General features: G+C 64.2%; 18 protein-coding genes. 8 read left to right on the top strand and 10 right to left on the bottom strand.

From position 1 onward, the window contains the following. Window positions 1-3 precede the first annotated feature (3 nt). Complete coding sequence (locus tag P8R33_RS06170) at window positions 4-582, top strand: NUDIX hydrolase (protein ID WP_278328120.1); 579 nt, start codon at window positions 4-6, stop codon at window positions 580-582. After that, the gene (locus P8R33_RS06165; RefSeq protein WP_278328119.1) at window positions 579-1,361 is read left to right on the top strand and encodes an SDR family oxidoreductase; all 783 of its coding nucleotides are present in this window, start codon (window positions 579-581) and stop codon (window positions 1,359-1,361) included. Before P8R33_RS06170 ends, P8R33_RS06165 begins: the two co-directional genes overlap by 4 nt. Before the next feature lie 126 nt (window positions 1,362-1,487). Here the strand turns inward: P8R33_RS06165 and P8R33_RS06160 are convergent, their stop codons facing one another. Genes P8R33_RS06160 through P8R33_RS06155 form a run of 3 tightly spaced genes read right to left on the bottom strand, consistent with a single transcriptional unit; the run spans window position 1,488 to window position 1,977 of the window. Then, window positions 1,488-1,709, bottom strand: a complete 222-nt coding sequence (locus P8R33_RS06160; RefSeq protein ID WP_278328118.1) for a PspC domain-containing protein — start codon at window positions 1,707-1,709, stop codon at window positions 1,488-1,490. Then, a complete protein-coding gene (locus tag P8R33_RS14805; protein ID WP_422785429.1) occupies window positions 1,706-1,822 on the bottom strand; it encodes a recombination protein F in 117 nt (38 codons plus the stop codon). The genes P8R33_RS06160 and P8R33_RS14805 overlap by 4 nt, the downstream gene beginning before the upstream one ends. Window positions 1,823-1,857: 35 nt before the next feature. Continuing rightward, window positions 1,858-1,977 carry a recombination protein F gene (locus P8R33_RS06155; RefSeq protein WP_278328117.1) on the bottom strand — a complete coding sequence of 40 codons (120 nt, stop codon included), beginning with the start codon at window positions 1,975-1,977 and terminating at the stop codon, window positions 1,858-1,860. Window positions 1,978-2,210: 233 nt separating this feature from the next. Between P8R33_RS06155 and recF the strand changes: the two genes are divergently transcribed. Next, entirely contained in the window at window positions 2,211-3,290 is a 1,080-nt protein-coding gene (gene recF / locus P8R33_RS06150) for a DNA replication/repair protein RecF (RefSeq protein ID WP_278328803.1), read from the top strand. On the opposite strand, the gene P8R33_RS06145 is transcribed toward recF, so the two are convergent. Next, window positions 3,287-3,988 carry an arylesterase gene (locus P8R33_RS06145; protein ID WP_278328116.1) on the bottom strand — a complete coding sequence of 234 codons (702 nt, stop codon included), beginning with the start codon at window positions 3,986-3,988 and terminating at the stop codon, window positions 3,287-3,289. The two genes, recF and P8R33_RS06145, sit on opposite strands and share 4 nt — an antisense overlap. Before the next feature lie 47 nt (window positions 3,989-4,035). Between P8R33_RS06145 and P8R33_RS06140 the strand changes: the two genes are divergently transcribed. Further along, window positions 4,036-4,725: an ABC transporter ATP-binding protein gene (locus P8R33_RS06140; RefSeq protein WP_278328115.1), complete on the top strand. Its 690-nt coding sequence runs from the start codon at window positions 4,036-4,038 to the stop codon at window positions 4,723-4,725. Window positions 4,726-4,751: 26 nt separating this feature from the next. Beyond that, window positions 4,752-7,259 carry an ABC transporter permease gene (locus tag P8R33_RS06135; RefSeq protein ID WP_278328114.1) on the top strand — a complete coding sequence of 836 codons (2,508 nt, stop codon included), beginning with the start codon at window positions 4,752-4,754 and terminating at the stop codon, window positions 7,257-7,259. 65 nt (window positions 7,260-7,324) lie between these two features. Here the strand turns inward: P8R33_RS06135 and P8R33_RS06130 are convergent, their stop codons facing one another. Then, complete coding sequence (locus tag P8R33_RS06130) at window positions 7,325-10,003, bottom strand: TonB-dependent receptor (RefSeq protein ID WP_278328113.1); 2,679 nt, start codon at window positions 10,001-10,003, stop codon at window positions 7,325-7,327. Between the two features lie 259 nt (window positions 10,004-10,262). Here P8R33_RS06130 and typA point away from each other — a divergent pair, with 259 nt between their 5' ends. Then, complete coding sequence (gene typA / locus P8R33_RS06125; protein WP_278328112.1) at window positions 10,263-12,083, top strand: translational GTPase TypA; 1,821 nt, start codon at window positions 10,263-10,265, stop codon at window positions 12,081-12,083. A 10-nt stretch (window positions 12,084-12,093) separates the two neighbouring features. Here typA and P8R33_RS06120 read toward each other — a convergent pair whose 3' ends face one another. From P8R33_RS06120 to P8R33_RS06110, 3 genes are all read right to left on the bottom strand, one after another. Beyond that, on the bottom strand, window positions 12,094-12,852 hold the full coding sequence (locus tag P8R33_RS06120; protein ID WP_278328111.1) for a hypothetical protein: 759 nt from the start codon (window positions 12,850-12,852) through the stop codon (window positions 12,094-12,096). Beyond that, on the bottom strand, window positions 12,849-13,628 hold the full coding sequence (budC, locus tag P8R33_RS06115) for a meso-2,3-butanediol dehydrogenase (protein ID WP_278328110.1): 780 nt from the start codon (window positions 13,626-13,628) through the stop codon (window positions 12,849-12,851). Before budC ends, P8R33_RS06120 begins: the two co-directional genes overlap by 4 nt. 81 nt (window positions 13,629-13,709) lie before the next feature. After that, a complete protein-coding gene (locus tag P8R33_RS06110; RefSeq protein WP_278328109.1) occupies window positions 13,710-14,846 on the bottom strand; it encodes a glycosyltransferase in 1,137 nt (378 codons plus the stop codon). A gap of 100 nt (window positions 14,847-14,946) precedes the next feature. On the opposite strand from P8R33_RS06110, the gene putP reads away from it, so the two are divergent. Next, on the top strand, window positions 14,947-16,425 hold the full coding sequence (gene putP / locus P8R33_RS06105) for a sodium/proline symporter PutP (RefSeq protein WP_278328108.1): 1,479 nt from the start codon (window positions 14,947-14,949) through the stop codon (window positions 16,423-16,425). Window positions 16,426-16,479: 54 nt separating this feature from the next. Then, window positions 16,480-17,148: an extensin-like domain-containing protein gene (locus P8R33_RS06100; RefSeq protein WP_278328107.1), complete on the top strand. Its 669-nt coding sequence runs from the start codon at window positions 16,480-16,482 to the stop codon at window positions 17,146-17,148. 13 nt (window positions 17,149-17,161) lie between these two features. Here P8R33_RS06100 and P8R33_RS06095 read toward each other — a convergent pair whose 3' ends face one another. Then, the gene (locus P8R33_RS06095) at window positions 17,162-17,791 is read right to left on the bottom strand and encodes a response regulator transcription factor (protein ID WP_278328106.1); all 630 of its coding nucleotides are present in this window, start codon (window positions 17,789-17,791) and stop codon (window positions 17,162-17,164) included. A gap of 128 nt (window positions 17,792-17,919) precedes the next feature. Beyond that, on the bottom strand, window positions 17,920-18,669 hold the full coding sequence (locus P8R33_RS06090) for a proteasome-type protease (protein ID WP_278328105.1): 750 nt from the start codon (window positions 18,667-18,669) through the stop codon (window positions 17,920-17,922). Window positions 18,670-18,683 lie beyond the last annotated feature (14 nt).

Genomic DNA, 18,683 nt, shown 5'->3' with positions numbered 1-18,683 from the left:
CCCATGACCGACCCAATCGAGACCCCGGGCCGCGACCCGGACGCCGAACTGCCCGAAGAAACCATGTGGCAGGGCCGCTTCGTCACCGCCAAACGGCGGGGTCGCTGGGAATATGCCAGCCGCTCGCGCGGGATCAGGGCCGCCGCCATCATCGCCATCGACGATCAGGATCGCGTAATCCTCGTCTCGCAATACCGCGTGCCGCTGGGCCGCATTTGCCTCGAAATCCCGGCCGGCCTCATCGGTGACGACGAAGACAAGAGCGGCGAAAGCGATAAGGCGGCCGCCATTCGCGAACTCGAGGAAGAAACCGGCTATCGCGCCGTGCGAATGGAGAACCTCGGCGAATTCTATTCCTCGCCCGGCATGGTGAGCGAAAGCTTCTCGCTGCTGCGCGCGCACGGCCTGACCAAAGTCGGCGAAGGCGGCGGCACGGACAGCGAAGACATCGTCGTCTACCATGTGCCGCGCACGCAGTTGCCGGAATTCGTTGCCCGCTGGCGCGCGATGGGTCACGGTGTCGATGTACGAATTGCGATGCTGATGGCGTCGCTGGACAGTTTTCTGGGAGAGAGTGAATGAGCGGCAGGTGTGAGGGCAAGCTGGCCCTGGTGACGGGGGCGGCGCAGGGTCTGGGCCGGGCGCATGCCACAAGGCTGGCGGAAGAAGGCGCACGGGTGCTGTGCACTGACATCAACGGCGCCGGGGCGGAAGAAACCGCTTCGCTGATCAACGGACAGCTGGGCGACGGCACGGCCTTCGGGTTTCAGCACGACGTCATCGATCCGGGTCAATGGGAGGCGGCGGTCGATGCTGCGCGCGAGAACCTCGGCGGGCTCAACGTGCTGGTCAACAATGCCGGCATCGGGGTCGGCGGCAATATCGAGACCTGCGATTTCGACGACTGGAAGCGCTGCTTCGCGATCAATGTCGATTCGATCTTCCACGGCTGCCAGAAGGCGCTGCCGCTGATGCGCGAACATGCGCCGGGATCTATCGTCAACATTTCCAGCATCGCCGGACTCATCGCGAGCGACACCATGCCGGCCTACAATTCGTCCAAGGCGGCGGTTTGGATGCTGTCCAAGTCCATCGCTCTCCACTGCGCGAAGAAGAACATGCAGATCCGCTGCAACTCGGTCCACCCGACCTTCATCGATACGCCTATCCTCGACGGGACGGCGAAGAACCACAATCTCGACAAGGGCGTGCTGATGGACAAGCTGGCGCGGCAGATCCCACTCAAGTTTGTCGGCGAGCCGAACGACATCGCCAATGCGGTGGTCTATCTCGCCAGTGACGAGAGCCGGTTCATGACCGGGGCGGAGCTCAAGCTCGATGGCGGCATTTCGGCGATGTGATTTCTACCGCCGCCAGAATTTCTTGGGTATTAGAATCACAAGAGGGGCCAGACGGCCCCTCCCAGTTTTCTCGAAATTGAAGGCACGGCCGACACGAAAACCGGGTCGGTCGGCGCGGGGCCGCGCTCAATCCGCAATCAGTGCGATCGCGAGGTAGATCAGGATGAAGCTGCCGAAACCCAGCAGCGTTCCTGCGACGAAGCCCAGGCGGACCCAGAGTGCGTCGATGCCGAAGTAGTCGGCGATGCCGGAGCATACGCCCATCAGCTTGCCGTTGCTGCGGTCGAGCGCGAAGCTTTTGGCGGGGCGGACGGCGTGGTCGGTATCACGAATTTTCAGGTCGTTCATGCGATCAGTCCATTGGGCGAAGCGGGGATGATGGCCGTGGCGAAGAACACCGCCGAGAGGGCCAGCGAGAAAGCAGCTGCGAAGAGCTTGCTGGAGTTTTCAGAGTTAAACATGATTTCCTTCCTTGTGATCTGAGGTGCGGCTTGCGTCAGGCGACGAAGACGGCGGGGCTTGCGGGGACGATGGCCATCGCCATGCTGACGGCCGAGACGGCGAGAGCGAAAACGGCGGCGAGAGCGCGGTTGCTGGCATAATCGAAAGCGGACATTTGGTGGTCTCCTTGAACCTTGGTCTGTTGTTTCCCCCGGACCATCCGGGTTAATCCATGCTTTGCAGGAGGCGTGCCAAACTCGAAAAACGGCTGAATTCAGCCATTCTTAACTTAACCGAGCGCTCAAGCGCCGTTCATCGATCCGAAAGGTTGGGAAATTTCACCACTTTTTGGAATCAGGCAAATCGAGTGGCGGCATGACGCACCGCGCGCTATCGCTGCAGCCGACCATGGCGCTCGATCGCATATCCCTTTCCGACTTCCGCAATCACGCCGCGACCGAGCTTTCGGACACGGCGCGTTTCAACCTGCTGGTGGGCGAGAACGGGGCGGGCAAGACCAATGTGCTCGAGGCGCTGTCGCTCCTCTCGCCGGGCCGTGGCCTGCGCCGCGCTGCATTGGCGGACATGGTGCGCGCCGGGAGCCAAACGGGATTTACCGTCGCGGCGGACCTGAAGCAGGATGGCGAGCCTGTGCGTCTGGGCACTTATTGCGAGAGCGCCCGGCAGGGCCGGCGACGAGTCAGGATCAATGGCTCGGACACGAGTGCTACCGCGCTTGGCGAATGGCTTGCAATTACCTGGCTCACACCGGCGATGGACGGGCTGTTCACCGGCCCCGCCTCCGACCGTCGGCGGTTCGTCGACCGCATGGCGCTTGCGCTGGACCCGGCGCATGCCAGCCACGCCGCGCGCTACGAAGCGGCCCTGCGCGAACGCAATCGCCTGCTGTCCGACCGGCGCGATCCCGAGAGCGGCTGGCTCGATGCGATCGAGGCGCAGATGGTCCAGCATGGAGGCGCGCTGATGACGAGCCGCGCGCGCCTGATCGAAACGCTTATGGCGCGCCTTGCTGCCATGCCTGCAGAGCCTTTCGCCCGCCCTGCTATTACCTATGCGCCGGGCGCGCCGGACAGTCCTGACGGCCTGTCGCAGGCCCTCTACGAAGGGCGGAGCAAGGATCGCCTGGCGCAGCGCACGCTATCCGGTCCCCATCGAGACGAGCTGGAGGTGATCCACGCAGCGAAGCGCGTTCCCGCCGCGCAAAGCTCGACCGGCGAACAGAAAGCCATGCTGGTGGCGATCACGCTCGCTCACGCCGCCCTCGCGGCGCAGGGTCGCGCCGGCATTCTGCTGCTCGACGAGGTGGCCGCCCATCTCGATCCTGTCCGCCGCGCCGCCCTGTTCGACCAGCTGCGCGGCAGCGGCGCGCAGGTCTGGATCACCGGGACCGAGCCCTCGCCTTTCGATACGATCCTGAGCGAGGCGGCAACGTGGCGGATCGAAAACGGTGAGGCCCAGCGGCTCTAGTTCACCGGAGGTAGCGCCGCCGCGACTTCATCCGCAGTGTCCGCGACCAGAGCCTCGATACCCTCGACCGTCGGGTGGATGCGGTCGGACTGGAACAGGCTCGGATCCTGGTAGATCGCCTCCAGCCAGAACGGGATGAGCTCTGCATCATATTCGCTGGCCAGTTCGGCGTAGAGTCCGTCGAATTGCGTCTGGTATTCGGGCCCGTAATTCGGCGGCGCGCGCATACCCATCAGCAGGACGGGGATATCGCGCTGGCGCAACTCGTCCAGCATCGCTTCGAAACTCGCCCGCGTCTGGTCGGGCGCAACGCCGCGCAGCATGTCGTTGCCGCCCAGTTCGAGGATGACGAGGTCGGGTTTCTCCGCCTGCGCATCGAGCGTGAAGGCCAGCCGCTGCGCACCCGCTTGGCTGGTATCGCCGGACACGCCCGCATTGGCGATCCGCGCGTTGATGCCCTGCTCCCGCAAGGCGTCTTCGAGCAGCGCCGGATAGCTGTTCTCCTCACCCACACCATAGCCGGCAAACAGGCTGTCTCCGAAGGCCAGGATGCGCCGTTCCGGTCCCTCGACGGCAATGTCCGGGCGGGCTACGGAAGGCGCCTCACTCGCTTGCGGAGCAGGCGCTTCCGCAGTGTCAGTGCCACAGGCGGCCAGCGCCGCGGCGAGAATGGCAATCGACAAATGATAAAGCCGCATCGGCGAGTTTCCTTGTGCAACCGGACACCCCATGCCATCGCAGCGCCGTGACGACATCTCAAGCCGCTATTTCAGCCCGCAACCTGTCCCTTACTCTCGGTAGCGACGCCGCACCGGTCGAAATCCTGCGCGGGATCGATCTCGATATCGCCAGGGGAGAGACGGTGGCCCTGCTCGGGCCGTCGGGTTCGGGCAAGAGCTCGTTGATGGCGGTCCTGTCCGGCTTGGAGCGCGCGAGCGGCGGCACGCTGAAGGTCGCCGGGCAAGACTTCGCCTCAATGGACGAGGACGCCCTCGCCCACGCGCGCCGCGGCGCCATCGGCATCGTCTTGCAGGCGTTCCACCTGCTGCCGACGATGACAGCGCTGGAGAATGTTGCCACGCCGATGGAGCTGGCGGGAGAGGCGGACGCGCAGGACCGCGCGCGGGCGGAGCTCGAGGCAGTCGGCCTCGGCCACCGGCTCGATCATTACCCGTCGCAGCTTTCGGGGGGAGAGCAGCAACGCGTGGCCATCGCCCGCGCCATCGCGCCGCGCCCCGACCTCATTTTCGCCGACGAGCCGACGGGCAATCTCGACGCGGCCACTGGCCACGAGATCGTCGATCTGCTGTTCGCCCGCCGCGCTGAGACCGGCGCGACCCTGCTCGTCATCACCCACGATCCCGAATTGGCCGAGCATTGCGCGCGCGTGCTGACGCTGGGTGATGGCCGCATCGCCACCGACACCGCCACATGAGTGGCGGGCAGGCAAGCAAGCAAGCGATGAGCTGGTCGACTGCCTGGCGCATCGCCCGGCGCGACCTCAACGCGCGCTTTCGGGGCTTGCGCCTGCTACTCGTGTGCCTGTTTCTCGGCACCGGGGCGCTGGCCGCTATCGGCACGCTGACTGCGGCGATCGAGCGGGAGCTGGAGGCCAATGGGCGCCAATTCCTCGGCGGGGACTTGCAGATCGAACTGTGGCAACGCGGTCTCAACGAGGAAGAGAGCGCCGCGCTTGCCGAATATGGCACCGTCTCGGCAGGTACGCGCATGCAGGCTATGGCCCGCTATGGCGAACAGGCCGCGCCGATCGAACTCAAGGCCATCGACGGCGCCTATCCGCTTTATGGCGAGCTTGTGCTGGAGGACGGCCGCTCGGTCGGACAGCCGGACGCAAGCGAAGCCTGGCTCTCCCCCGGAGCGGCCGAACGGCTGGGCGTTTTCGTCGGGGAGACGATCGCGATTGGAACCGAAACGGTCACGGTCGGCGGGCTGATCGCGGACGAACCCGACCGGTTGGGCGAAGGTTTCCAGCTCGGCCCGACGATCATCGTGGCCGACGACCTGCCGCAACGCGCCGGCCTGATCGCGCCCGGCTCTATGTACGAAACCAAGACGCGCGTGCGTTTCGATAGTCTGCGCGATGCGGAGGACGTGCGCGAAGACATCGAAGCCCGCTTCCCCGAGTCCGGCTTCGACATCGACACCGCCGATCGCGCCGCGCCCGGCACCGACCGCTTCATCGACCGCATGAGCGAATTTCTCACGCTGGTCGGCCTCGCCGCTCTCGTCATCGCGGGCATTGGGATCGGCGGCGGGGTGACCAGCTATCTCGACGCACGGCGGCAGGGGATTGCGACGCTCAAGATCCTCGGCGCAACGAGCCGCGATATCGCGCGGATTTATGCACTTCAGATCGCCGCAGCGGCTGTGGTGGGTAGCATTGCCGGGATCGTCGCGGGAATCGCCATCGTGCCGTTGCTCGCGACGGCGCTGGAAGGGCTGCTGCCCGTGTCGACCGGTTTCGTCGTCGCGCCCGGCCCGCTGTTGCTGGCGCTGGCCTACGGCCTGCTTGTGGCGCTAGTGTTCGCCGCGCCGCCGCTGTTGCGAGCGCGCAATTTTCCGGCGATGGCGCTGATGCGCGCCCGGGTGGCACCGCTCGCGCGAGACCGCGTTGCGCTCCTGGTTGTCGGCGGGGGATTGGCGGCCATCGTGGCGCTGGCGCTGCTGACGGCGGAGCAGCCGCTGCTGTCCGGCGGCTTCCTCGCAGGCGCTGCCGTGCTGCTCGGCTTGCTGGCCCTGCTCGGCTGGGGTATCCGCAAGCTTGCCGCCGCATTGCCGCGTCCGAAAGACCCCATTGCGCGCAATGCGCTCGCCAATCTGCACCGGCCCGGAAGCTCGACCGGAGCATTGGTGACCGCGCTCGGCTTTGGCCTGTCGGCCTTCGTCCTCCTCGCCGCAGTGCAATCCGCGATCGACGGAAATATCGAAAGCCGCGTGCCCCAGCAGGCACCCGACTATTTCGTGCTCGACATCCCCCGCGACCGGATCGCCGAATTCGAAACCCTGATCGAGGATGCCGATCCGCAGGCCGACTGGCGCACCGTGCCCGCCCTGCGCGGCTCCGTCCTCGCCTTCGGCCCGGAAGGCGCAATGACCCGCACCTCGGAGCTCGAGGAAATCCCCGACGGCGCATGGGCGCTGCGCGGCGAACGCGGCCTGACATATGCCGACACCGTGCCCGAGGGCAACAGCATCGTGTCCGGCGAATGGTGGGGACCGATGTATGCGGGCGAACCGCTGGTCTCCGTCGATGAGGAATTCGCCGAGGCCGCCGGCCTCGAAATCGGCGACATGCTGACTTTCGGTGTGCTGGGCGTCGAAAAACAGGCACGGATTTCCAATTTGCGGCGGATCGACTGGGAAAGCATGGGGTTCAATTACGTCTTCGTGCTCAGCCCCAATGCGCTGGCCGATGTGCCGCACAATCTGGCCGCTACCATCGAATTGTCCGAAGGCAAGCCAACCGGGCCGCTGTTGCAGGCATTGGTCGCCAGCTTCCCCTCCGCCTCGGTGATCGAGGTGGGCGGCGTGCTCGGACAGGCGCGCACGATTCTCGAGCAAGTAGGTCTCGCCACGCTCGCTGCCGCAAGCGTCGCGGTGCTCGCAGGCCTTGCCGTCCTGCTCGGCGCGATTGCCGCCGCCCGCGCGGCGCGAACTTACGATACCGTGGTCATGCGTGTCCTCGGGGCAGATCGCCGCCAAATCCTTGTCATGCAGCTGATCGAATATGTCGCGCTGGCAGGAGCCCTCGCCATCGTCGCACTCGCTGTCGGCAGCTTCGCAGGCTGGCTGGTTGTCACGCAGCTGTTCGAATTCGACTGGCTGCCCGACTGGGGCGAGGTCATGGCGGTCCTTGGCCTAGGCCTCGGCATCGTGCTGGCTTTCGCCCTCGGAGCGTCGCTCCCCTTGCTGAGAGCGAAACCCGCGCAGGCATTGAGGGCGCTATAACGCAGACAAAGAAAAAGGGGGCCCGAAAGCCCCCTTCCCCGCATCCGAGATGCTGATCGCTTCGATCAGAATTTGAACTTCGCGGCCACGCCGTAGGTGCGCGGCTGGTTCGGGTAGCCCGAGATCGAGCCCGTCTGTGCGACCGAGTCGAAGATCGTCGTGATGTAGCGATCGTCGAGCAGGTTGCGGCCCCATACGGTCAGGTCGAGACCAAAGCCGAACGAGTAGGTAGCACTCGCCGAAAGCTCGTCGACCTGGCGGCGGAACGGAGCGGCGGCGGCAAAGGCCGCAGCCTGCGAGGCCGGATTGCGCGGGTCGAAGAAGCCCGGCAGGCCGTCCGCGATCTGGACAGGCGCTTCATGATAGAAGTTCGTGTTCAGGATCAGCCGGTCGCCATTGGCATTCAGTTCCTTGTCGTACTGCGCGCCGAGCGACATCGTGAACTCCGAAATGCCGCCGACCGCGCGGCCCGACAGGTTGCCGATCGAGCTGTTCGGGAAATCGACATATTCGGGCTCAAGATAGGTGAAGGCGGCCAGCACGCTGAAGGAATCGGACACGCGCACGACGCTGTCGAATTCGATGCCGAAAGTTTCCTGCAGGCCGGCATTGGCCAGCGCGAAGCCGGTGCCGGTGAACAGGTTCGTCTGGAAGCCCTCGATCCGCTGGTTGAAGAACGTCAGGTTCGCCGAGAGGACATCCCAGTTACCCTTGAAGCCCAGCTCGTAGACCTCGGTTTCTTCCGGACCTGCGAAGCGCGAGCCGGGACGCAGGTTCGCCGGAGCGAAGCCGCCCGCGACGATAGCGGGAATGTCGGCAGCCAGCGGACGGCTGTCGCGCGACAGGTTGAACGAGCTCGCCTTGAAGCCGGTCGCATAGGACACGTAGACGTTCAGGAACGGCGAGATGTCGTAGGCGAGGCGCGCGGTGTAGCTCCAGTCGCTGTCGTCGGTCTGGCCGTCTTCCACGCTGTTCGGGACATTGAGGAACGGCGGCAGGAACTGCAGCGGCTGCAGCGCCAGCAGCGGGTTGACCGCAGGGTTGTTCTGGTTGGCATCGGCGAAGGCCTGTGCGCCAGCCTGAACCTGCGCGAATGCTTCGGGATTGGCCGCAGCGAATGCACCCACCTGCGCGGGGTCTGTGGCGTCGATACCAAAGTTAGCGAGTGTGGTTGCAAATGCCTGAGCGAAGATCGCCGTATTGCCCGACTGGACGAGGTCGATGCCCGAGAACACGTCACTCGAAATCACATTGGTGGTGATTTCCTTGCTGTCGTCGGTGTAGTTCGCGCCCAGCGTCAGGACGAGACCGTCGAGGATCTCGAAATCCACCTGGCCGAAGATCGACAGCGCTTCGTTGCTCAGTGTGTAGGCTTCGTTGAGGCCCTGACCCGCAGCGAAGAACCGGCCGGTGTAATCCTGGCCGTTGAGCGCCGAAAGCGTCGCCTCGAGCTGCTGCACGGCGAAGTCGTTCGGCGGGCTCGTGACCGGTCCGCCGATCAGGATGTTGGCGTACTCGCGGAAATCCTCGCCGTAGATCAGTGCGTTCTGCTGATCGATGTCTTCATTGAAGTAGAAGCCGCCGAGCAGGAAGGACACGCGATCGCCGATCTCGCCAGCCACACGCAGTTCCTGCGTGAAGGTTTCGAGACCGACATTGGCGAAGTTGCTGCCGATCAGGTCGGCGCTGGTGAAGTCCGAATCCTGATCCGTGATCGCGGTGGATTCGCGGTAGGCAGTGATCGAGGTCAGCGTGAAATCGCCGATCTCGTAGTTCAGCTCGCCCGAGACGCCCCAGTTTTCGATATCGTTGGTGGAATCGAAATTGTTGTAGATCACGTCGGCGAACGGATCGTTCGGGTTCGGGATCTGGCCGCCGAGTGCGAGAATTGCGTTGCTCGCATCGCTCCGGCGCAGGTTTATGACGCCGCAGCAGATTTCGTCGATCTTGTCGTAATCGCCGATAAAGCGTGCGGTGAACGGGCCACCATTGTCGAACAGCAGCTGGCCGCGGGTGAACCAGCGGTCACGTTCGTTGCTGTCGTTGCCGGTGGCGAGGTCTTCGAGATAGCCGTCGCGCTTGTTGAGGCCGCCGGCAAGGCTGAACGCGATGCTGTCGGTGATCGGTCCGGTGACGAGACCCTTGGCGACTATCGCATCGTAATTGCCGTAGCTCAGCTCGGCCGAGCCGCCGAATTCGAATTCCGGCTCTTTGGTGACGATGGAGATCACGCCGGCGCTGGCGTTCTTGCCGAACAGGGTCGACTGCGGGCCGCGCAGGACCTCGACGCGCTGGACGTCAGGCAGGTCGGTGATCTGCGAGGCGGTACGGCTGCGATAGACGCCGTCGACGAACACACCGACCGACGGTTCAATACCGGCATTGTTCGCGCCATTGCCGAAACCGCGGATGAGGAAGTTGGTGTTGGCCGAGCTCTGCAGCTGGTTCACGCGAAGCGAGGGCACCTGCGTCTGCAAGTCGTTGAGGTCGCGGATCTGCGCGCGCTCGATGGTCTCGGCGGTGGTCACGCTGACGGCGACGGGCACTTCCTGCAAGGTCTGCTGGCGCTTGGTCGCGGTGACGACGATAACGTTGCCGGTTTCGGTTTCGGGCTCGGCCTCACCGATGTCGGCGTCGTCGCCGACTTCCTGGGCGCTCGCGGCCGTCGGAACGGCAAGCGCAGCGGCACCGGCCAGCAGAGCGGTACGAACGGTCGCAACGCGGCCGAAAGTAGTGAATTTCATGAACTGTCCTCTTCTCTCAAGACGTATTCTGGTCTGCTGCGCAGTTCCCAAAATCACGCAAGCCGGGCGGCGAATATTCGTATGCACGCGCCACCTCAAGCATTTAGCCGGTCGCGCACCTACGCGATTCCGCCACTGTGCCTTTCGCGTTACACCGCATATGCTTGCCGCATTGCAGCATCTGCGCTAGGGGCGCGCCCGAATTGCCAGGCGCATGGCGCGCCTGCCGTTACGGCATTCTAAACGAAAGCATACATCCATGTCCCGCGACCTGCGCAACGTGGCGATCATCGCCCACGTCGACCACGGCAAGACCACCCTTGTCGACCAACTTTTCCGCCAGTCCGGCACCTTCCGCGAGAACCAGCGCGTCGAAGAGCGTGCGATGGATTCGAACGATCTGGAGAAAGAGCGCGGGATCACGATCCTGGCGAAGTGCACCAGCGTCGAATGGAACGGCACGCGCATCAACATCGTGGATACGCCCGGGCACGCCGACTTCGGCGCCGAGGTCGAGCGCATCCTCTCCATGGTCGACGGCGTCATCCTGCTGGTCGATAGTGCCGAGGGCCCGATGCCGCAGACCAAGTTCGTCACCGGCAAGGCGCTGGGCCTCGGCCTGCGCCCGATCGTGGTCGTCAACAAGATCGACCGCAGCGACGCCCGCCCGCAGGAAGTGCTCGACGAGGTGTTCGACCTCTTCGCCAGCCTCGATGCGAACGACGACCAGCTCGATTTCCCGAGCCTGTGGGCCTCGGGCCGCGACGGTTATGCCAGCGAGGACGAGACCGCGCGCGACGGCAATCTGGAGCCGCTGTTCAAGCTGATCGTCGATCACGTGCCGCCTCCGGGCCTCGACACCGAAGCGCCCTTCAGCTTCCTCGCCACCCTGCTCGACCGCGACAATTTCATGGGCCGCGTGCTCACGGGCCGCGTCCAGTCGGGCACGATCAACATCAACGACCCGATCCATGCGCTCGACAGCGAGGGCAATGTGATCGAGGTCGGGCGCGCTACCAAGCTGATGAGCTTCGACGGGCTCGACCGCGTTCCGGTCGAAACGGCGTCTGCGGGCGACATCATTGCGCTGGCGGGCCTTGAAAAGGCCACCGTATCGAACACCATCGCCGATCCCAGCGTGAAGACTCCGATCGAAGCGCAGCCGATCGATCCGCCGACGCTGGCAATGCAGTTCTCGGTCAACGACAGCCCGCTCGCAGGCCGCGAGGGCAGCAAGGTGACCAGCCGCATGATCCGCGACCGTCTCTACCGCGAGGCGGAAACCAACGTCGCGATCCGCATCACCGAGAGCGACGACAAGGACAGCTTCGAAGTCGCCGGTCGCGGCGAATTGCAGCTCGGCGTGCTGATCGAAACGATGCGCCGCGAGGGCTTCGAGCTCGGCATCAGCCGCCCGCGCGTCCTGTTCCGTGAAGAGAACGGCCAGCGCATGGAGCCGTTCGAGACCGTCGTCATCGACGTCGACGACGAGCACTCTGGCACGGTCGTGGAGAAGATGCAGCGCCGCAAGGCCGAGCTTACCGAAATGCGCCCCTCGGGCCAGGGCAAGACCCGCATCACCTTCTCCGCCCCGTCGCGCGGCCTGATCGGCTATCACGGTGAATTCCTGTCCGACACGCGCGGTACGGGCATCATGAACCGCCTGTTCGAGAAGTACGATACCTATCGCGGCCCCATCGAAGGCCGCCAGAACGGCGTGCTGATCTCCATGGTGCCTGGCGAAGCGGTGCCCTACGCTCTGAACGCGCTCGAGGATCGCGGCGAGCTGTTCATCCGTGGCGGCGCGAAGATTTACGAAGGCATGGTGATCGGCGAGAACGCCAAGCCCGACGATCTCGAAGTCAATCCGATGAAGTCGAAGCAGCTGACGAACTTCCGTTCGACCGGCAAGGACGATGCCATCCGCCTGACCCCGCCGCGCGTGATGACGCTGGAACAGGCCATCGCCTATATCGACGACGACGAGATGGTCGAAGTGACGCCGGAAAGCATCCGTCTGCGTAAGGCCATCCTCGATCCGCACGAACGCAAGCGCGCCAAACGCGCCGCGCAGAGCTGACGCCTAGGGGTCAGGCCGAGACATGGTATGTCTCGGCCAGCACCAGACCGGCGTAGAGCACTACGCCGCCAAGAAACGGCAGGAAAAAGCTTTTCCGGTTTTCCGGCAGCTCTTCCTTCAGCACCAGCAGCATCACGCCACCTGCCAGGAAAGCGAACAGGCAGCCGATGGCGATCTCGGGCAGTTCGACCAACCGCCCCAGTGCCCAGCCGCCGAGCGTGGCGACGACCAGCACCCAGCGCCCCTTCGCATCGTAAAGTTCGGGGTGATCGCTGCGCGAGCCGAAATCGGCCGTGACGAAGTGCAACAGCATCGCGGCGAAATAGAGCACCAGCCCTAGCGGCGATGTATCTTCGCGATGCGACAACAGATAGGTGATTACCAGGATCAGCAGCGCAGACGCGGCGATGTGCAGCCAGAATACGCCGTGATGCGGCCGGTCGCGACCCTCCGTCGCTCTTCGCTCGTCGGTCGATACCGCCAGCGCCCGTTCCAGACCGTAGAACAGGGCCAGACCGGCCAGCGACAAAGTATATACCAAGCCCTCGGCCAGAGTCGCGTCGAAGCCGGTCGCCAATTCGAACGTCGCCGCATGCGCGCCCAATTCGGGTAGAACATGCATGAACACATAACCGACCGCCACACCGCCCGCGAAGCTTAACCACTTGCTGCGCGGGGTCCGATCGAGGAAGCGCAGTTCGCCGACGAAGATATGCGTCGCCGCAAAGGCCAGCGCCATCGCCAGCGTGACGAGGACTCCGGCGCTCACTCGTCGCGATAGGCCATGAAGTTGGGCTGGCCATTGCTGGCAGACACGCCACCATCGACCGCGAGGTTTACGCCCGTTACGAACCGTGCGTCGTCGCTGGCGAGAAACAGGACCGGCCCGGCAATATCGTCGGGCTCGGCGATCCGGCCGAGCGGCAGGCGACGCATGAAGGCTTTCATCAGCTCGTCATTGTCCGTGAGCTCGGCAGTCATTTCCGAACGCGTGACGGAAGGATTCACCGCGTTCACGCGGATGCCCTTGCGGCCGAGCTGCAAGGCCAGTGAGCGGGTCAGATTGGTCACCGCGCCCTTGGCCGCGTTGTAGATCGGCAAGGTCCAGTCGCCGCCGGTGCCCGACACGCTCGAAGTATTCACGATCGAACCCTTGCTCTTCGCGAGGTGCGGGATCGCTTCGCGGCACAGGTAGAGAACGCCCTTCACATTGATATCGATCACCTTGTCGATATCCTCGTCGCTCGCATCGGCGAGCATGCCGAAGGCGCCGACACCGGCGTTGTTGACCAGCACGTCGAGGCCGCCGAAGCGGTCGACGGTCTTGCCGATGATGTCCTTGGCAAACTCGCTTTTTCCGACATCGCCTTCGGCGATCAGCGTCCGGTCACCGTCCAGGTCTTTCGCGACTTTCTCCAGATCGTCGCGGCTGCGCGAATTGAGCACGACATTGGCGCCTTCTTCGGCGAAGCGCCGCGCGATGCCCTCCCCGATACCCGAGGACGAACCCGTTACGATGACTGTCGTTCCTGCAAACCTCTGCACTGCCGCACTCCTGTGTTGATTGACCTCAGCCTCTCAATGAGCCGACCTGGCAATTGTGCCGCCTTACCGCCTTAACGAAGTTCAGTCCGCCGATATCGTTCGCGCGGCCGCCAGGATGGCTGCTGCTGCGGCACCGGGAGAATAGGGCGCGATTTTTTCCAGGCACCGAAGCGCGGTCGCGCTTCGATCTGCAAAAGCACTCGCCGCTTCAGCCATGGCCTTTGCCAGCGCGCTTGCGTCACCCGCCGGCACCACGATCCCGCAAGGCGATCCGGCCACCAGTTCCGGCACGCAGCCGCACCGGTCGGACACGATGACCGGACAGCCGTGATGGAGCGCCTCGTTCACGACCAGCCCCCACGGCTCGCTACGGCTGGGCAAGACGAGTGCGGTCGCGCGGAGATATTCCTTCTGCAGGGCGTCGTCCTGCATCGCGCCGGGGAAGACGACCGAACCCTCGACGCCGCGCTCTGCGGTGAGCGCCTTGAGCGCCGCCTCTTCCGGCCCCGAACCTACGATCCGCAATTGCGCCTGCGGATCGACCGACCGATATTGCGAAAAGGCGTCGATCAGCGTGTCGATCCCTTTCTCCGGCGAGAGCCGACCGACGTAGAGAAATACGCGGTTACCCGGATCTCCATGTTCCTTTCTCTGGGCCGGTATATGGCGAGCGTCGTACCCCCCTGGGAGATAGGCAGCCTGCGGCCGAACCAGCGCACGCTCCGCTCGGATGCCGAGCGACATGGCAAAAGCACGCGAACGCTCGCCGTATGATAGCGTCCACGGCACCAGCTTGAAAAACAGTCGCTTTGCCAAGCGCCGCAGCGGCCTTTGCGGACGATCATAACGAGTGGAATCGAAGAACACGGCCCGGTTGCGGCCACGGATCGCAAGAACCAGCGCCTGCAGCCAGTATTCTGGCCGATCGACCCCGGGTATGATCGTAACATCCGCATTGCTCCGCCAAATTTCGCGCAGAACGCGGCGATACAAAATCAGTCGGGAGATCTCTTCGTAGCTCTCGCGAAAGAGCACTTCGTGCGGATAATCGAACCGCTCCATCGCCACGTCCGACAGGGCCGCCCGTCGGCTGTCGGTGAGCGCAATCTGGGTTACATGCACATCCACGGCCGTACCAGCCCCCTGCCGCGCTAGCGCGGTGAAGACGGCGCCCTTGTATCGAGACCACGCCAGATTGTGCCAGATGTCGAGCTTCACCCGCTTCGCTTGCCCGCTCGAAGTGGCCCGCGCAACCCGTCGCTACCGTGGTTCGGAGTGGCGGTGGACCATCCCGGTTGCGTTTGTTACCAGCGCCCGCATGGAAACAGGAACACTCGTCAGCCTCGCGCTTTATTTCGTGCTCATGATCGCCATCGGCCTGTGGGCCTGGAAGCGCTCGACCGACACTAGCGAAGGCTATCTGCTGGCCGGACGCAATTTGCCGCCGGCGGTCGCTGCGCTGTCCGCCGGTGCCTCGGACATGAGCGGCTGGCTGCTGCTTGGCCTGCCCGGCGCGCTCTACGCCAGCGGGCTGGTCGAGGCATGGATCGGGATCGGCTTGTTCGTCGGCGCGCTGGTCAACTGGATCGTCGTCGCGCCGCGCCTGCGCGCCCAGACGGAAAGCTATGGCAATGCGCTGACCATCCCCGAATTCCTCGCCAACCGCTTTCCCGACAAGGCCGTCGCCCTGCGGGTCGCGAGTGCGCTGATCGTCGTCGTGTTCTTCTCGGTCTACACCGCTGCCGGCCTCGTCGGCGGGGGCCTGTTGTTCGAAACGAGTTTCGCAGGCATCCTGCCCGATGTCGGCATGAGCGATTACATGATGGGCATCTGGATCACCGCGCTGGTGGTCCTCGCCTATACCATGGTCGGCGGGTTCCTCGCGGTCAGCCTGACGGACTTCGTGCAGGGCTGCATCATGGTGGTGGCGCTGGTGCTGATGCCAATCGTGGTAATGTTCGGCGCCGGTGGCGAAGGCGGCGGCTCGCTGTCCGATGTGCCGGTGGAAGGCTTCCTCAGCCTGACGCAAGGACTCACGCTGCTCGGCTTCATCAGCGCGGTCACGTGGGGCCTCGGCTATTTCGGCCAGCCGCATATCATCGTGCGTTTCATGGCCATCGACACCATCGACAAGGTAAAGACCGCGCGCAACATCGGCATGACCTGGATGGGCGTCGCGCTGCTGGGTTCGATCGGCATCGGCATCGCCGGCCGCGCGTACGTGGAGCGCAATGGGTTGGCGGTAGACAATCCGGAGACGATCTTCATCGTCTTGGCGAATCTGCTGTTCCACCCGCTGATTACGGGCTTCCTGCTGGCCGCGCTGCTCGCCGCAATCATGTCGACGATCAGTTCGCAGCTGCTGGTGGCCTCGTCCTCGCTGACCGAGGATTTCTACAAGCTGTTCTTCCGCAAGAACGCCAGCGAGCGCGAGAGCGTGAATGTCGGCCGCATCTGCGTCGCGCTGGTGGCGCTTGCAGCCATCCTGATCGCGAGCGATCCCGAAAGCGAGGTTCTCGGCCTCGTGTCCAATGCCTGGGCAGGCTTCGGGGCGGCCTTCGGTCCGCTGATCATCCTCTCGCTGACCTGGGACCGGATGACCGGCGCCGGAGCCCTCGCGGGCCTAGTTACCGGTGCGGCTGTCGTCGTGGCGTGGATCGCGCTTGGCTGGAATTCGGAGCTGCCCGGTTTCGACGGCGGACTGTACGAGATTGTGCCCGGCTTCATCGCGGCGTGGCTGGCCATCGTACTGGTCAGCAAGGCGACTTATCGCGACCGAGTAGCAACCGCCGCCTGACCGAAAGCGAACGGGTTAGCGTTACGTTAACCATATTTGGTGATACTCGCAGGCATGCGTTCGCATCCTGCCATTCTTTCTCCTCTCCTCCTGTTGGTGGCAGGATGCGGCGCTATTCCCGATCGCGAGGCGCCCGAGCGGGTGCGCACTGAAAGCGCGGTGCCCGCCATCGCCCAGCCCCGGCCGGAGGCGCGCCAGTGCCATGTCGAGCTCGGCAAGACCGGTTCGAGTTTCGCGCCCCTGCCCGACCGCTTTTTCGGCGCAGGCTGCAGCAATCTCAACACCGTGAAGCTGGACGGTATCGGGGGGGACGAGAGCAGTTTCGCCATCACTAATCTCGGCCCGCTCGCCTGCCCCGCGGCCAATACGCTGGCCGGCTGGGCCCGTTTCGGTGTCGACCGGGCAGCGCGGCAGATCCTCGGCAGTCCTCTGGCGCGTATCGAGACCTTCGGAAGTTACTCCTGCCGCAATGTCGCCGGGACGGGCCGACGCTCGGCCCACGCAAGGGCGGAAGCGATCGACGTTTCGGGCTTCGTCCTCGCCGATGGCCGCCGTATTTCGGTGAAGGACGACTGGCACGCATCTCCGCGCGAGCGCGAGTTCCTGCGCACGGTCCATGCCAGCGCCTGCAAGCGCTTCGGCACGGTCCTCGGCCCGGATTACAACGCGGCGCACCGCGATCACCTGCATCTGGAATTCGGTAACGGGTCTTTCTGCCGCTAAACGGCCCGGGCGACTATCCGGTCGCCATCTGACCGCCCGGGTCGAGTTGCGCCTCTAGCCGCAAGCGGACGGCCTGACTCGGATGGTCCGCGCCCAGCTTGGTCATCATGTTGGCGCGATGGATTTCCACCGTGCGCGGACTGATCGACAATTCTCGCGCGATCATCTTGTTACTGCACCCTTCGGCCAGCCAGTCCAGGACTTCGCGCTCCCGCGGAGACAGGGCGGCGATGCGGTTGCGGGCCTCGACTATCTTGCGTCGCGCCTTCGCATAGGCATCCGCCTCCCCGCTGATCCGGGCGATGGCGCTGTCGAGGCGCTCTTCCTGCAAGGGCAGGCGCAGATAATCGAGCGCGCCTGCCTTGATCGCCTCGACGACGCAGGTCGGACGGGGATCGAAGGATGTGGCGACGACCGGAAGCCATTTACCGATCACCGACAATGCCCGCAGCACACGCGCGACTCCGCCATCGGCAGGATCGTCGAAAGCAAGGATGATGCCGTGGTCCGGCACATGTTCGACCAGCTCACCTGTACCGGCATAGACTTCGCAGTGGTGGCCGAGAGCAAATCCCAGGTGAGATTGCTCGGCGCGGGAGCGGCTGGAGCCGCCGACGATGTGGAGAGTTTGACGCTGTTCCATGCACTTAGGCATGGCGCAATCGGGGTAAATGCGTAATTCGGAATACTACCTATTCGGACCCTTACGGATACGCGAAACGCGCGCATGCCGCTATGGTCGAGGGCGGGATTACCTCCGTATCGGAGCCATCATTCGTCCTCGCGATAGAAGCTGTAGTCCGGCAGCGAGTGGAAGGCATGCTTGAGAGCATCGCCCCAGCCAGCCGAGATTGCCTGGAAATACGAATCGTCATGTGTGATGCGGTGTTGGTGCTTGGGCTCGAACATGTCGCGCTCGATCACCTGGAGGTCCAGTGGCAAGCCGACCGAAAGGTTCGCCTTCAGTGTGGAATCGAAGCTCACCATCAGAAGCTTGACCCCGTCCTCCAGGCTCATTTCCCGGTCGTAGCCGCGAATGATGATGGGGCGGCCGTATTTCGTCTCGCCGATCTGGAAGAAGGGCGTGTCGAGGCTCGCCTCGATGAAATTGCCTTCGGGATACACCATGAACAGGCGCGGCTCCATGCCCTTGATCTGGCCGGCCACGATGATGGACGCAGTGAACTTGCCCTGCCCCCGCGCGCCATTGGCCGACTGCCGCTCTCCGATAGTCGAGCGTAATAGCTTGCCGATTTCGGTCGCGACGTTGAACATGGTCGGCGCCTCGAACAGGATGTTCTCGCGCTCGCCCGGCTCCTTCATCCGCTCTTCGAGCTGGCTGACGACAGCCTGGGTAGAAGCGAGATTACCCGCCGTCATCACCGTGATGATCCGCTCGCCCGGTTCCTGCCAGGTGAACATCTTGCGGAACACGGAAATGTTGTCGACGCCCGAGTTGGTGCGGGTGTCGCTCATCAGGACGAGGCCCTTGTCGAGCATCATGCCTACGCAATAGGTCATCGAAAATTACCCTC

The sequence above is a fragment of the Qipengyuania flavescens genome, assembly GCF_029688735.1.
Classification (GTDB): domain Bacteria; phylum Pseudomonadota; class Alphaproteobacteria; order Sphingomonadales; family Sphingomonadaceae; genus Qipengyuania.
Note: the sequence above shows the minus strand (reverse complement) of the source record. Positions and strands in the feature narration are given on the sequence as shown.

What these genes read in the sequence shown, in the direction of transcription:
- P8R33_RS06090 (WP_278328105.1), bottom strand. Translation starts at nt 18,669, where the DNA reads ATGACCTATTGCGTAGGCATGATGCTCGACAAGGGCCTCGTCCTGATG.
- putP (WP_278328108.1), top strand. Translation starts at nt 14,947, where the DNA reads ATGGAAACAGGAACACTCGTCAGCCTCGCGCTTTATTTCGTGCTCATG.
- P8R33_RS06095 (WP_278328106.1), bottom strand. Translation starts at nt 17,791, where the DNA reads ATGGAACAGCGTCAAACTCTCCACATCGTCGGCGGCTCCAGCCGCTCC.
- P8R33_RS14805 (WP_422785429.1), bottom strand. Translation starts at nt 1,822, where the DNA reads ATGTTTAACTCTGAAAACTCCAGCAAGCTCTTCGCAGCTGCTTTCTCG.
- P8R33_RS06135 (WP_278328114.1), top strand. Translation starts at nt 4,752, where the DNA reads ATGAGCTGGTCGACTGCCTGGCGCATCGCCCGGCGCGACCTCAACGCG.
- P8R33_RS06165 (WP_278328119.1), top strand. Translation starts at nt 579, where the DNA reads ATGAGCGGCAGGTGTGAGGGCAAGCTGGCCCTGGTGACGGGGGCGGCG.
- P8R33_RS06155 (WP_278328117.1), bottom strand. Translation starts at nt 1,977, where the DNA reads ATGTCCGCTTTCGATTATGCCAGCAACCGCGCTCTCGCCGCCGTTTTC.
- recF (WP_278328803.1), top strand. Translation starts at nt 2,211, where the DNA reads ATGGCGCTCGATCGCATATCCCTTTCCGACTTCCGCAATCACGCCGCG.
- P8R33_RS06130 (WP_278328113.1), bottom strand. Translation starts at nt 10,003, where the DNA reads ATGAAATTCACTACTTTCGGCCGCGTTGCGACCGTTCGTACCGCTCTG.
- P8R33_RS06100 (WP_278328107.1), top strand. Translation starts at nt 16,480, where the DNA reads ATGCGTTCGCATCCTGCCATTCTTTCTCCTCTCCTCCTGTTGGTGGCA.
- P8R33_RS06145 (WP_278328116.1), bottom strand. Translation starts at nt 3,988, where the DNA reads ATGCGGCTTTATCATTTGTCGATTGCCATTCTCGCCGCGGCGCTGGCC.
- P8R33_RS06160 (WP_278328118.1), bottom strand. Translation starts at nt 1,709, where the DNA reads ATGAACGACCTGAAAATTCGTGATACCGACCACGCCGTCCGCCCCGCC.
- P8R33_RS06170 (WP_278328120.1), top strand. Translation starts at nt 4, where the DNA reads ATGACCGACCCAATCGAGACCCCGGGCCGCGACCCGGACGCCGAACTG.
- typA (WP_278328112.1), top strand. Translation starts at nt 10,263, where the DNA reads ATGTCCCGCGACCTGCGCAACGTGGCGATCATCGCCCACGTCGACCAC.